Origin of the sequence: Flavobacterium sp. IB48 (assembly GCF_016405855.1) — a bacterium.
GTDB classification, from domain to species: Bacteria; Bacteroidota; Bacteroidia; order Flavobacteriales; family Flavobacteriaceae; genus Flavobacterium; species Flavobacterium ginsengisoli.
Map to the genome: position 1 here is coordinate 81,669 of NZ_JAEFCA010000004.1, position 14,310 is coordinate 95,978.

14 protein-coding genes are annotated in these 14,310 nt (G+C 33.3%); all 14 read right to left on the bottom strand.

Going from position 1 to position 14,310, the window contains the following annotated elements:
- Positions 1–97: 97 nt before the first annotated feature.
- The gene (locus JC605_RS13820; protein ID WP_125721663.1) at positions 98–496 is read right to left on the bottom strand and encodes an acyl-CoA thioesterase; all 399 of its coding nucleotides are present in this window, start codon (positions 494–496) and stop codon (positions 98–100) included.
- A 1-nt stretch (position 497) separates the two neighbouring features.
- Positions 498–1,631, bottom strand: a complete 1,134-nt coding sequence (gene ribB / locus JC605_RS13825) for a 3,4-dihydroxy-2-butanone-4-phosphate synthase (RefSeq protein ID WP_198856759.1) — start codon at positions 1,629–1,631, stop codon at positions 498–500.
- Between the two features lie 2 nt (positions 1,632–1,633).
- Positions 1,634–3,088 (bottom strand): LptF/LptG family permease, encoded by a 1,455-nt coding sequence (locus tag JC605_RS13830; protein WP_198856760.1) that lies wholly within the window; start codon positions 3,086–3,088, stop codon positions 1,634–1,636.
- A gap of 8 nt (positions 3,089–3,096) precedes the next feature.
- Complete coding sequence (locus tag JC605_RS13835; RefSeq protein WP_144214979.1) at positions 3,097–3,789, bottom strand: outer membrane lipoprotein carrier protein LolA; 693 nt, start codon at positions 3,787–3,789, stop codon at positions 3,097–3,099.
- 7 nt (positions 3,790–3,796) lie between these two features.
- Positions 3,797–6,256 (bottom strand): DNA translocase FtsK, encoded by a 2,460-nt coding sequence (locus JC605_RS13840; protein ID WP_198856761.1) that lies wholly within the window; start codon positions 6,254–6,256, stop codon positions 3,797–3,799.
- A gap of 18 nt (positions 6,257–6,274) precedes the next feature.
- Positions 6,275–6,649 (bottom strand): diacylglycerol kinase, encoded by a 375-nt coding sequence (locus JC605_RS13845; RefSeq protein WP_198856762.1) that lies wholly within the window; start codon positions 6,647–6,649, stop codon positions 6,275–6,277.
- Between the two features lie 14 nt (positions 6,650–6,663).
- Positions 6,664–7,161, bottom strand: coding sequence for a thiol peroxidase (tpx, locus tag JC605_RS13850; RefSeq protein WP_144214976.1), 498 nt, complete (start codon positions 7,159–7,161; stop codon positions 6,664–6,666).
- Between the two features lie 433 nt (positions 7,162–7,594).
- Positions 7,595–7,852 (bottom strand): hypothetical protein, encoded by a 258-nt coding sequence (locus tag JC605_RS13855; RefSeq protein WP_008462029.1) that lies wholly within the window; start codon positions 7,850–7,852, stop codon positions 7,595–7,597.
- A gap of 67 nt (positions 7,853–7,919) precedes the next feature.
- Positions 7,920–8,228 (bottom strand): co-chaperone YbbN, encoded by a 309-nt coding sequence (locus JC605_RS13860; protein ID WP_008462030.1) that lies wholly within the window; start codon positions 8,226–8,228, stop codon positions 7,920–7,922.
- Between the two features lie 185 nt (positions 8,229–8,413).
- Positions 8,414–9,052, bottom strand: coding sequence for a peroxiredoxin (locus tag JC605_RS13865; protein ID WP_012024184.1), 639 nt, complete (start codon positions 9,050–9,052; stop codon positions 8,414–8,416).
- A 125-nt stretch (positions 9,053–9,177) separates the two neighbouring features.
- Positions 9,178–10,791 carry a glycoside hydrolase family 3 protein gene (locus JC605_RS13870; RefSeq protein ID WP_198856763.1) on the bottom strand — a complete coding sequence of 538 codons (1,614 nt, stop codon included), beginning with the start codon at positions 10,789–10,791 and terminating at the stop codon, positions 9,178–9,180.
- 84 nt (positions 10,792–10,875) lie between these two features.
- Complete coding sequence (locus JC605_RS13875) at positions 10,876–11,217, bottom strand: hypothetical protein (protein WP_198856764.1); 342 nt, start codon at positions 11,215–11,217, stop codon at positions 10,876–10,878.
- A 21-nt stretch (positions 11,218–11,238) separates the two neighbouring features.
- Positions 11,239–12,510 (bottom strand): MFS transporter, encoded by a 1,272-nt coding sequence (locus tag JC605_RS13880; protein ID WP_198856765.1) that lies wholly within the window; start codon positions 12,508–12,510, stop codon positions 11,239–11,241.
- On the bottom strand, positions 12,497–14,071 hold the full coding sequence (locus JC605_RS13885; RefSeq protein ID WP_198856766.1) for a glycoside hydrolase family 10 protein: 1,575 nt from the start codon (positions 14,069–14,071) through the stop codon (positions 12,497–12,499). Before JC605_RS13885 ends, JC605_RS13880 begins: the two co-directional genes overlap by 14 nt.
- Positions 14,072–14,310 lie beyond the last annotated feature (239 nt).

Sequence of the window (14,310 nt, forward strand, 5' to 3'; positions counted from 1 at the left end):
TTCTGAAAACTTTTTTTAGACTTTTTTTTGAAGTTTTTTAAAATAATTTTCAAGTATCTAAGTATCAGTATTTCCGAAAAAGAGATTTTTTAAAAAATTAATCCAAATCGTCTAAAATTGGCGTTGGTTTTTTGTTTTCATCGACAGCAACAAACGAAAAAGTTCCTGAAACAACCGTTTCGCGAAGCTCAGAATACATTTGTTCCATAAAAATATCGACATGAATTTTACAGCTTGTTCTTCCAACGCTATCTACTTTTGCCACTAATTCGATTAAAGTTCCTGCCGGAATTGCTTTTTTAAAGTCAATTTGACCTGTAGAAATCGTTACAACTTTTTTACGGCTAAAACGCGTAGCACAGATAAAAGCAACTTCATCCATAAGATGTAGTGCCGTTCCTCCAAAAAGAGTATCGTAATGATTGGTTGTGCTAGGAAAAACGGCTTTAAAAATTCGAGTTTCTGATTTTTGAATTCTTTCTTCTACTGTTCCCATATTAGTATTTAACGTATTCTGTAATTTCAAGTCCGTATCCAATCATACCAACTCGTTTTGTTTGTTCTGTATTTGAAACCAATCTAATTTTAGAAATATCTAAATCATGAAGAATTTGAGCTCCAATACCATAATCTTTGCTGTCAATAATAACTTTTGGCGCTTTTAAAGTTCCGTTGGCTTGTAATGACTTAAGTTCAGAAATTCTGTTTAAAAGGTTAACAGCTGTCATGTCTTGATTAATGAAGATAACAGCACCTTTTCCGTTCTCATTAATCACTTTAAACATATCGTCTAATTGCTGTTCTGCATTATTAGTCAATGTGCCTAGCAAGTCGTTATTTACCTGAGAAGAGTGAATTCTCGTTAAGATAGGTTCGCCAAGATTCCAAGTTCCTTTGGTTAAGGCAATATGTATTTGCTTATTTGTAGTTTGTTCGTAAGCTCTTAATCTGAATGTTCCAAAACGAGTTTCGATATCAAAATCTTCTTTTTTAACAATCAAACTATCATGCTGCATTCTATAAGCAACCAAATCTTCGATAGAAACTAGTTTTAGATCAAACTTTTTAGCGACTTTAATCAATTCTGGCAAACGCGACATTGTTCCGTCTTCGTTCAAAATTTCGCAGATTACACCTGCTGGTTTAAATCCTGCCAAACGTGCAAAATCAATTGCAGCTTCGGTATGTCCAGTTCTTCTTAAAACACCGCCTTGTTTAGCTATTAAAGGGAAAATATGTCCAGGACGAGCTAAATCGTGAGGTTTTGTATTTGGATCGACTAAAGATTGAACTGTTTTTGATCTATCGGCAGCAGAAATACCTGTAGTAACTCCTTGGCCTTTTAAATCAACAGAAACTGTAAAAGCAGTTTCCATATGATCTGTGTTATTGGTTACCATTGCGCGAAGATCTAATTCTTTGCATCGGCTTTCTGTAAGTGGTGTACAAATTAATCCGCGTCCGTGAGTAGCCATAAAATTGATCATTTCTGGTGTTACTTTTTCGGCCGCAGCCAAAAAATCTCCTTCATTTTCGCGATCCTCATCATCGACTACAATGATTACTTTACCTTGACGAATATCTTCTATAGCTTCTTCAATGGTATTCAGTTGTATTTTTGTTGTTGACATAATTATTTTTGCTTTTGAGCAGGTAAAAACCGCTCAGAGATTTTCTGAAATAGTTTTGAAATCGGAGTTGTAATTGCATCAAAATTAATTAGCCCATTGTCATTTGTGGCGCGATAGGTTAATAATACTGCGAGTGGAGACAAGATGAAAGATGACATCCATGATCCCATAAAAGGGGTCATTCCGCCTTCTTGAGATAGTCTTTTTCCGAATGTATTGATGAAATGGAAAGTAATAAAAATTAAAACCGCAAATACAATAGGAAGTCCAAGTCCTCCTTTTCTAATAATCGCACCAAGTGGAGCTCCAATAAAGAACATTAAAAAGCAAGCAAAAGCAATAACGAATTTCTCGTATAATGCGAGAAGGTGTTTATTAATGTCTCGTTGTTTGTTCTTTAAATCTTGTTGAGTAGTGTCAATAGAGTATATATTGCTCGTTATATTGCTTCCAGCCATTTTTAAAATATCTACCTTGTCTTTGTTAGAGTAAATAGATAAAAGATCATTTGGAAGCGGTTTCTTCTTGATGTTTTTTTGAGTATCTCTGTAGATTTTTTTAATTCCGACACGCTGATTAATATTCTCTGAGAAGGAAATAATTTCGTTGTTTAAATTCTTGTTTAATGAGTCTAAAGTATAACGTAATTCATTAACATTAAGCATTCCATTTGTTCCTGCAATGCTTTCTTTGCTGTCGTCAACTTTATTTAGTTCAGATAAGTCAATATTGATGATCTGTGTTTTAAATTTTCCTTTTATAAAAGGCATTTTCGCACGATCTTCATATTTTTTTGGAGTAACGTCTTGATAATAATAACCATCATTTAAAACCAGTTTTAAAATGCTTGATTTTTCATTACTAACTAACAAACCGGTTTTAGCTTTAATTACGGTTTTGTTTTCACCCATATTATTTGCTTTCTCGTGAATTGTTACGCCAGTAAGACGGTTGCCATTTTCGCCAGATTTTTTATTTACTTTAATGTTATAAGTGCCAACATCGTTAAACTGGCCTTCAGCAATAGCCATTGCGGGTTTGGCTTGTGCGATGTTTTTTCTAAAATTAACAAATTTATATTCTGCATACGGAATAACGTTATTTGCAAACCAAAATGCAACAATACTTAAAACGCAAATAAAAATGATCAAGATTCTCATAGCTCTTTGCAGTGAGATTCCTGAAGATTTCATGGCTGCGAACTCGTAATTTTCGGCTAGATTTCCGAAAGTCATAATTGATGCTAGTAAAACCGATAAAGGCAAAACCAGAGGAATAATACGAGGCATAGAAAAAAGCAGGAATTTCACGACCAATATTAAGTCGAGATCTTTACCTGCTAGTTCTGAAATAAATAGCCATACTGTTTGAAGTATGAATATGAAAAATAAGATTACAAATACCGTAGTAAATGTAAGTAAGAATGTTTTTAATAAGTATTTGTCTAGTATTTTCAACCTTCTGATTAATCTAATTTATTGATGTAGTATTTCGGGTATTTACTCGCTACAAAGGTAAATTGATTTTTTGATAATGGCTGATTGGTTTTAAAAGAATTAACGGTTAAAGTTGTTTTTGTTCCGTTTTTTCCAGTTTCAATCAAATTGTAGATGTGTTTTGTCTGAACGTCAACACCTAACAAAATTTCTTTTCTTTGGTCTTTTCCGCTGGTTGGTACTAATTTGATGTATTGAATTTTTCTTCCTTTTACATTCTGAACAATGTCCATGTTGTATTTGTAGCCAGAATTAAAGAAAGTAAGCATTTTTGAAGGAGTGATTGCATTATCATCTTTCTCGTTTACTTTAGAAATAGTAACTTCTTCGTCTTCTGGAACAATAGTGTAAGTTTTCTGACCGTCAAAAATTTTAGTAACGCCCATGAAATTCAAAACATATTGGTTTCCTTTCATTGTTACGTTTCCTTTACTGTCTTGATTGATGTTTTCTTTGGCATTGTTCAAAGAATACTTAAAATCGATAACAATATTGTCGTAGCTTTTTATTTTAGAAGTTACTTCGTTCAATAAATCTTTCGCTTTTTTATCTTGAGCCTGAATAGAAGTGAAGCTCAAAAGCAATATAACTGCCATTTGAAAACACTTTTTGGTCATGTTTGTGATAGAATTGTTGTTGATTTCTTGAATTTTTGCTTTCATGATTGGATTAATTTTGTTCATTATTAAAAAATTGATCAAGAGCATTTAAATCTAAGATGTTTACACTGCGTGCTTTACTGCCTTCAAACGGACCAACAATACCTGCTGCCTCAAGTTGATCGATCAAACGACCGGCTCTGTTGTATCCTAGTTTTAATTTTCGCTGCAATAAAGAAGCAGAACCCTGTTGTGCATTGACAATTATCTCTGCCGCTTCTCTAAATAAAGTATCTCTTTCAGAAATATCTATATCAAGATTAATGCCACTTTCTTCGCCAACGAACTCTGGAAGCAAATAAGCTGTAGCATATGCTTTTTGTCCGCCAATAAAATCGGTAATTTTTTCCACTTCTGGAGTGTCAATAAAGGCGCACTGAACGCGAATTACGTCGTTTCCATTAGTGTATAATAAATCTCCGCGTCCAATAAGCTGATCTGCACCTTGAGTATCCAAAATAGTTCTAGAGTCAATTTTAGAAGTTACTCTAAACGCAATTCTGGCAGGGAAGTTGGCCTTAATTAAACCTGTAATAACGTTTACAGAAGGTCTTTGTGTTGCGATAATTAAGTGAATACCAATAGCACGCGCTAATTGAGCTAAACGAGCAATTGGAACTTCGACTTCTTTTCCTGCAGTCATAATTAAATCGGCAAACTCATCGACAACCAAAACGATGTATGGTAGAAATCGGTGTCCTGCTTCAGGATTTAATTTTCTAGACTTGAATTTTTCGTTGTATTCTTTAATATTACGAACCATCGCATCTTTTAATAAAGAATAACGATTATCCATTTCTGTACAAAGTGAATTTAAAGTATTGACAACTTTTGCATTGTCAGTAATAATAGCGTCTTCTGTATCTGGAAGTTTAGCTAAATAATGTCTTTCAATTTTATTGAAAAGTGTAAGCTCTACTTTTTTCGGATCGACCAAAACAAATTTTACTTCTGCAGGATGTTTCTTGTATAACAATGAAGTTAACACGGCATTTAATCCAACAGATTTTCCTTGTCCAGTTGCTCCAGCCATCAATAAGTGAGGCATTTTTGCAAGATCGACAACAAAAGTTTCGTTTGAAATGGTTTTTCCTAAAGCAATTGGCAGTTCCATTTCTGCTTCTTGGAACTTCGCTGCTCCAATAACGCTTTTCATAGAAACCATAGTAGGGTTTTTGTTCGGAACCTCAATACCGATAGTACCTTTTCCAGGAATTGGTGCAATAATACGAATTCCTAATGCTGATAATGACAAAGCAATATCATCTTCTAAACTCTTAATTTTAGAAATTCTGATTCCAGCTTCTGGCACAATTTCATATAAAGTAACCGATGGACCAACGGTTGCTTTAATCTGTGCAATTTCAATTTTGTAATTACGAAGCGTATCTACAATTCTATTTTTGTTTTCTTCTAATTCTTCCTGATTAATTGTAATTCCGCCAGTCGAATATTCTTTTAATAAATCGATAGTTGGGAATTTGTAATTTGACAAATCCAAAGTTGGATCAAATAATCCGAAATCGGCAACTAGACGAGAAGCTAAATTTTCTTCGATAATGTCTTCTTCTTCCGCTTTTTCTATTACAAATGCTTCTTCTGGCGTGGCAGTAATTTGTGTAGGTGGCGGTTGAATTGGTTTTAAAGTTGGAGTTAGCTCAATTTCTGATGAATGAGAAATGGTTGGTTTTAAAGCCTCCTTATTGATTTCAAATTGAGAATCGACAGTTTTAAGATGAATATTATCCAATTCAGGGTCATTTTCTTCATCTGTTTCTTCTTTAATAGAAAATTCTTCTAGATTATAAGCGCTTTCGGGCTGTTGAACAGCAGGTTTTAAAGTATCTAATTCAGATTTGAATTCTTTCTTAGTAGAATCAAAATAGGACTGAATTTTTTCTGGCGATAATTTGATTTTGAAAATTAGATATACAATTAAACCGAAAAGTAGTGTAAGCAAAGTACCTGTCTTTCCGATATAATCTTGAAGGAATAGATTGAGTTCGTAACCAATTGTTCCTCCTAATTCTGGTGCAGAAGTAGCGAAGAAGCCAAAAAGTACAGAAACGATAATAATGGCAAAAATATCCCAGAACCAAGTGTTTTTAAGCTTTTGAGTAGAAAGCTCCAATGCTAAAAACATTCCTGTGAGGAAAAATAAACGTACAAAAATAAAAGACGCCAACCCGAAACCTCTATAGATAATCAAATCGGCAAGATAAGCTCCGAATTTGCCAAGCCAATTCTCAGCAATTTCAGAACGATCGCCAAGCTGGTTTACAATGCTTTGATCATTTTGCCATTGTCCGTTAACATAAAAAGAAATAAATGCAACTAATAGGGCAATAGAAAAAAGAACCAAAAGACATCCTAGAACAAATTTTTGTTGCTTGGATATCTTAAATGATCTTTTATTTCCTTCTTGTTTATCGTTTTTTTTATCTACAGTTTCTTTTTTATTTTTTGCCATTCTTGCGTTTTCCTTTGCCTAAATAAATTTTGGAATATAAATAATCAAGCCTATTGCTATTGCAGTCATTGCAGCAAAAAATACTGCCCCTGCAGCAATATCTTTAATAAATCCGATTCGTCTGCTGTAATCAGGATGGATAAAATCGGCAATTTTTTCAACTGCTGTATTTAATCCTTCGATAGCTAAAACTAAGCCAATGGCTAAAGTTTGACAAAGCCATTCGGTTTGTGAAATATGAAAGTAAAAACCTAAAATAGTCATTATGATTCCCAATGAAAATTGAACCATAATACTATGTTCGGTCTTAATTAATTTTACAGCACCGTTAAAAGCATAAGTCATGCTTTTTAAACGGCCTGTAACAAAGGTGTTGTCTTTTTGAAACTCCATTTTAGAGATAAATATTATAGTGCTGCTAAAGCTGCTTCGTAATTTGGTTCATTTGCAATTTCTGCAACTTGTTCTGTGTGAAGGACTTTTCCGTCTGCATCAACAACAATGATTGCTCTTGAGTGTAAACCAGCTAGAGGTCCGTCAACGATTTCTAATCCGTTTGCTTTTCCGAAAGCACCAGTTTGAAAATCTGATAAGTTTACTACATTTTCTAAGCCTTCAGCACCACAAAAACGTTTTTGAGCGAAAGGTAAATCTCTAGAAATACATAAAACAGTTGTGTTTTCTAATCCGCTTGCACTTGCATTGAAAGTTCTAACAGATGTTGCGCAAGTTCCTGTATCAACACTTGGGAAGATATTTAAAACTAATTTTTTACCAGCGAAAGTGCTTAGAGAAGCAACTGATAAATCGTTTTGTACTAATTTGAAATCAGCTAATTGTGATCCAACTGCAGGCAATTCGCCTGATGTATGAACTGGATTTCCTCCTAATGTGATAGATGCCATGATTTTTGTTTAAAATTAATGAGGCTCAAAAGTAAGGATTAATATTTGAATGTAAAAGTATTTGTTAACGGTTTAAGGAGAGATTAAGGAGTCCTTTTTGATAGCCATAAATTCAAGAATTTGCGATTTATTTTTGCAAATTATTTCTATTAATAACTTTTATTTTGAGAAAATATTGTTCTCTTTATTTTGCATCTTTATGTCCAACTTTGCCATAGTTCTATTCGCAAAGTTTGTTATGCCGACGAATGAGGGCTACGCTAGAAACTCTAAAAGATTGTGGAGTTACTAGTATGTGCTTCGACTAAACTCAGCCTGACAAAGATTGCATGAAGCGTGGAACTGAAACCTGAAAGTAAAAAAAAAGCGTCTCCAAATAGAAACGCTTTCTCCGTCATGTTTTTTTGTTTTTTCTTTGAAAAAAGAGGTTCGATTATTTATCGATAGAACCTAAAACACGTTTCATAAACGTATTTAAAGCTTCTTTTTTATCTGTTCCTTGAGCTACTAATTTTTGAACTTCAAGGGCACCATACATATTTGAAATCAATTCGCCAATTACGTCTAATTCTTCATCTTTAAGAGAAGGAATTTCAGTCATCGCTTCTAGAACTTCTATCGTTTCAATGATGTAATCCTGATCGTTTTCTTCGATAAATTGTGTTAAATGCTTAATTACTGGTAATTTCATAATTTTTTTGTTTAAGCGTTAAATCGTTTTTTTGTTTAATCGATTAAACGAATAAACAAATAACCAATTAAACAATAGCGTTTACTAAGTCAATTAAAACTTCTTGTTTGTTGGTTTGAGTTTCGCCAACCAATTGTCCGTTTACAAAAGTAGCAAAAGTAGGCAAGTTGCTCACATTAGCTAATTTTCTTGATTCTGGAGAGTTTTCTGCATCAACCAAAACAAAAGTGATAGCTTCATTTTCTGTTGCTAATTTTTTGAATTTTGGTTTCATAATACGGCAATTTCCACACCATGAAGCTGAATATTGCACTACTACTTTTTCGTTTTTAGCAACTAAATCTGCTAACGTATCTTCGTTTAAGTCGATTAACATAAGTTTTGTTTTTTGAGATTCTAAGGTGCTAAGATTCTAAGGTTCTGAGTTTTTTGAACCTTTATGGATTTTAGCAACTATAAATTTTGAGATTTTTTGAGAGAGGATTTGATTTCTAAGTTACTAAGGTCTAAGAGAAAATCTTAGAACCTTAGCATCTTAGTATCTTAGAAACTAATTAGAAATTAGTTTGCACTTAAGTATTCAGCAGTACTGATTCTGTCAGCAGACATAGCTTCTTTACCAGCTTCCCAGTTTGCTGGACAAACTTCACCTTTAGTTTGGATGTGAGTGTAAGCGTCAACCATTCTTAAGTATTCGTTTACGTTACGTCCTAATGGCATATCGTTTACGCTTTCGTGGAAGATTTTTCCAGTTTCGTCAATTAGGTAAGTAGCTCTGTAAGTTACGTTTGAACCTTCAATGATAACTGAATCAGTATCTTCGCTGTAGCTTGTAGATTCGATATCAAGAATACCTAAAATGTTAGCTAAGTTACGGTTTGTATCAGCTAAGATTGGGTAAGTAACACCTTCGATTCCACCATTGTTTTTTGGAGTATTTAACCAAGCAAAGTGAACTTCGTTTGTGTCGCAAGAAGCGCCAATTACGATAGTATTTCTTTTTTCGAATTCAGGTAAAGCAGCTTGAAAGGCGTGTAATTCAGTTGGACATACAAAAGTAAAATCTTTTGGATACCAGAATAAAAGTACTTTTTTATTGTTGTTTACTGCTTCTTCAAAAATGTTGATTTTTAAATTGTCACCCATTTCTGAGATAGCATCTACTGCAATACTTGGGAATTTTTTTCCTACTAAAGACATAATTTTCGTTTTACGTTAAATATTTATTTCTGGTGCAAAAGTAGGGCATAAGTACAGGTTCTTACAATAAGATGTGATTATAAAAACTTATAAGTTGATAAATTTTGACTATTTATAATTGTAATTTATTGATTATCAATATTTACTGGTAAAACGCCTGTAAAACTATTTTTTTCAAAAAATTGAATTCCTGCGGTTTTTTGAAATTCTTCAAAATCTTGATACGCCTGAATTAACCCTAAAGCCTTTTTTAGATCTGGAATAAGTGGTAAAACGTAAGGATTTCCGAAAACGTAAATAATGCATTTTTTTGTTCGAAGAAGATTAGAAAGCAGTTCGAAAACTTCATCATTTACTTCAAAATTATTCAAAGGTTTTGCTTTTGGAACAAATAATGAAATGATGAGGGTTTCAAAATTTTCTAATTCATTTTTGATTGTAGCAATATCCGAAGTTTCTAAGCTTTCAAAAGCAAATTCTGGTGAATCAAGTTTTGCATTGAGCGTTTTGAAAAATGTGTTTTCAGTATTTTTATATAAACTTAGTTTGGCTAATTTGTTGTTTTTCTGAGCCTCTATAGCTAAATCTGAAATTCCGTTATCGATAATTTTCGTAATTGCATTTTGAGCAATTTCCAGATTTAATTGAGATGTCTTTTCGAAGTTTAATTCGCCCGAAACAGCTGTATTTCCAGAAAGAATTCCTGCTTTTTCTTTGGCTTTCATGATTCTATTATAGCTTTCGAAAATACGGTCTGGCGAAGCATTTTTATAGATCGCTTCAATTCCTTCTGGAACATTTTCGGCAAAGCATAAAACATCGTTTCCTGCATTGAAAGCTTCCCATTCTAATTGTCCTTTGGTTTCGTATAATTTAGAAACACTGTGCATATTTAAAGCATCAGAAATTACTAAACCATCATAACCTAATTTGTCACGTAAAAGATCTTGAATCACTGCTTTTGATAATGTTGCAGAAGTGTCTTTTCCGTCATTTAAACTTGGAACTGCCAAATGTCCGATCATAATCGAATCGACATTATTTTCTATTCCTTTAATAAACGGATATAATTCGTTTTCTAATAATTCTTCTAAAGTTTCCTTTAAAACCGGTAATCCTAAATGTGAATCTACATTCGTATTTCCGTGTCCAGGGAAATGTTTCAGACAGCCTAAAACACCAACTTCTGACATTCCTTTTAAATATTCAATCGAAAAATCGGCTACTTTTTCTTTGTTTTCACCAAAAGAACGATAACCAATAACTGGATTATTTGGATTGTTGTTGATGTCTGCCAAAGGCGATAAATTGTACTGAATTCCAGCCGCTTTTAAATCTAAACCAATTTGTTTTCCAACTTCGTAAACCAAACTCGATTTAGTTGAAGGTAAAGCGCCAAGCGTAATTGCATACGGATATTGCGGTGTTTTTTCAATTCGCATTGCTAAACCCCATTCAGCATCAATACTAATTAAAAGTGGAGTGGAAGCGGCTTTTTGATAACGAGAAATAAGTGTTTTGATTTTTTCGTAACTGTCATCATTAAAAACAACTTTTTTCTTGCTTTCATAGTTGGTTGCAGCACTCGCACGACTATGGAAAAAGGTTAATCCTCCAATATTGTATTCTCTAATAAGTTTTTCTGTTTCCTGAATATTTTCTTCTGTATCATTGATGAATACTGCTGGAAAGAAAAACTGTCCTATTTTTTGTCGTAACGCTTCGGCTGTGATTTTCATTATTGTAAAGTCTTTTTCATACAGACACTATTATCCATTTCTTTATAAAACAGATAATTGGGTATTATGATATAGTTTGATTTTTTATTTCAACTTTGCCTTTTTCTGTTTGGCTAATTGCTTTTTAGTTTCAATTGCTTTTTCTAATCTGTTTTTGAAACGGAAAAGCTTTGGCAATCCTTCTAATCGGTCTTCAATAGTGATTATTTCGTAAACCACAATTGCTTTTTCTAAAACGCGGATTTCATTATCCAAATCGTTTTCGTTTTTGTAGATCGTTGCTAGTCGATCGTAAGGGTGATTTCCTTTAAAGCCTTCTGCAACATTTTCTTCATACAATTCAATTGCTTTTTCAAGATTTCCATTTTTCTCGAACTCAGTTCCTTTCAGATTTCGTTCGTTCTGCAAGTTTTCATTGATTTCCATAGTTAAAGTTTGATTTGGGTGTTAAACTTCTTCTGATTTTTTCCCAAAATCTTTTGGGAAGGTTAAAAAACGTGATAAAATAAGACCTGGAATTGTAGCCAGCAAAACCCAAATAAAGAAGTTTTGATAGCCTAAATATTTTTGTATAAAACCGCTTAACATTCCTGGAAGCATCATTCCTAATGCCATAAAACCAGTTGCCAGTGCATAATGTGCTGTTTTTGATTCTCCTTCGGCAACATGAATTAAATACATCATAAAGGCAGTAAAACCAAAACCGTAACCAAATTGTTCTACAATTACAACGGCATAAATGTAATAAATTGAAGTAGGATGAAAGAAAGCCAATAATATAAAACCTAAAATTGGAAGGTGCATTGCTAAAAACATTGGAAACATCCATTTCGTAAGTCCTTGTTTTGAGATTGCAATTCCGCCTAAAATACCTCCTATGGTTAAAGCCGCAACGCCACAAGTTCCATAAATAATTCCAACAGCTTCAGTGTCTAATCCCATTCCGCCTAATTCTTTAGAATCTAATAAAAACGGACTTAGCATTTTAAGCAATTGAGATTCTCCTAGTCTAAAAACTAAGATAAAAGTTAGAATCAATCCGATTTGTTTTTTCTTGAAAAAACTGATGAAAATAGTTGCAAAATCTTGAGAATGCGCAGTTTCTTTAGTTGTCACAGCATTGATTTCATTCTTTGGTGTAAAAATGAAATTGTAAAGGGTAATGAAAGTCATTAGTAAACCAACACAAATCATGGTATATGACCAAGCTTTGGTATTGTCTCCAAATTTATGTTCTAAATAACCTGCAAAAAGCACTACCAATCCGTTTCCTGCTAACATCGAAAGTCTGTAAAAAGTACTTCTAATACCAATAAAGAAAGATTGTTTGTCTTCTGGAAGAACCAATAAATAAAAGCCATCGCTAGCAATATCATTAGAAGCCGAAGCAAAAGCCGCAACCCAGAATATAGACAAGGTCATTATAAAAAATCCGTTGAGCGGAATGGTAAAACCGACCAGCAGAAAAGCAATTGAAATGATTAATTGCATTAGTAAAAACCATTTTCTTTTGGTTCCGATTAATTCAATAAGCGGACTCCAAAGAGGTTTGATAACCCAAGGCAGATAAAGTAAACTGGTGTAAACACCAATATCTTCGTTAGAAATCCCTAAATTTTTATACATAATTACCGAAACGGAAATAATTATAGCATACGGTAATCCAGAAGCGAAGTTAAGAAGCGGAATCCAAAACCAAGGTTTGTTATCTGTTTTCATTAGGTTGATTTGGTGTATAGTTTTTAAATGGCTTTTTTAAATCTATTGCAATTGGAGTACTTTCATTGGCATAGTAATCAATAAAAGTTACTGCACAGGCCTTGTAAAGGTTTAATTTTCCTGCCGCTATTGCGAAATTGATTTTTCCGTCAACTTCTTTTATCGTTACTTTCTCAATAATTTTTGTTGCATCATTAGTATCAATTTTCGAAATATGTTCTGCTCCATAAACTACCATATAGCGAACCTTTGTATTTAGAGGACTTTGGAATGTGAAATCATATTTAATACTGTCTTTTTTGTACTCCAATAATTTTGGCGTGTCAATAATTACATGTCGTAAATTTGGAACAGCTGCAGGAAGTGCAGGATATTTATATTGGTTTTCTTCTAAATGACGAACTACATCGAAGTTTTTGCCCATAAACCATTTTGAGCTGAAGTAAGCGCTTCCAGAAACATTTTTGAAAGTTCTTAAGAAATCAATTTGGGTTGGAATTTCGGTCATATAATTCCAGCTTTTATCACCGTCGCCTCTAATTTTGTACGTAGCATGTCCGATGTAAATAGCAGTATTCGGATTAGCGTTTTCAGACCACCATTTTACCAATTTAGAGTAAGAAGCTCTAGTATTGTTCATGCTCCAATATAATTGAGGTAAGATATAATCGATCCAGTTCTGATCCATCCATAACATTGGATCAGCGTATAAATCATCATAATTTGAAGTCGACTGTGTTTCAGAGCCTTTTGGATCTTGAGATTTATTTCTCCAAACCCCAAACGGACTAATTCCAAATTGAACCCACGGTTTGCTTTCTTTAATGGTAGCCGAAATGGCATGTACAAAGTTGCTTACATTTGCACGACGCCAATCTGCACGGCTTAAACCAGCGCCATATTTTTGGTACGAAGCATTATCGTTAAATACTTTTCCAGGAACAGCATAAGGATAGAAATAATCATCAAAATGAATGGCATCAATATCATATTTGTCAACCACTTCTTTTACGACTTTGGTTAAATGCGCTTGAACTTCTGGTAAAGCAGGATCGTAATAATATTTTCCGCCATATTCGATCATCCATTCTGGATGTTTAAAAAGATCGTGATTTGGGCTTAAAAGATTTTTATTCAAATCAAAAGTTGCACGATAAGGATTCAGCCATGCATGAAACTCAAAGCCTCTGTTATGTGCTTGCTCAATCATCCAAGCCAAAGTATCGTAATACGGATTTGGAGCCAAACCTTCTTTTCCGGTCAAAAATCGTGACCAAGGCGCAAATTCTGAAGGATAAATAGCATCTCCAACACTTCTAACCTGAACAATTACGGCATTATAATTTAGTTTTTTGTAGGCTTCTAAAATTTCAAGATAATCAGCTTTTTCTTTTTCCACATTATCCATACTTGTTTTCGGCCAGTCAATATTTACAACCGTTGCAATCCATACACCTCTAAATTCGTTTTTAGGATGCATGTTACTTTCCTGTGCATTAGAAATCGAAGTAATGAAAAATGAAAATAAAAGAAAAAATATTAAGCGCTGATTTTTATGCATTTCAAATGTTTATTTTAACAGGAATCAAAAATAGTTTGTTTTTGCCACGAATTACACTAATCGCACTAATTTTTGTTCTTAATTATTCTTTTAAAAAAGAATTCGTGAAAATTCGTGTAATTCGTGGCAACTTTTTTTAGCCACAGATTATAAAGATTAAAATGATTAATCCCGGAAATCTATTAATCTGTGGCATAAAAAAAACATTAATTTGTGCCAATTCATGGCAACTTTTTTAG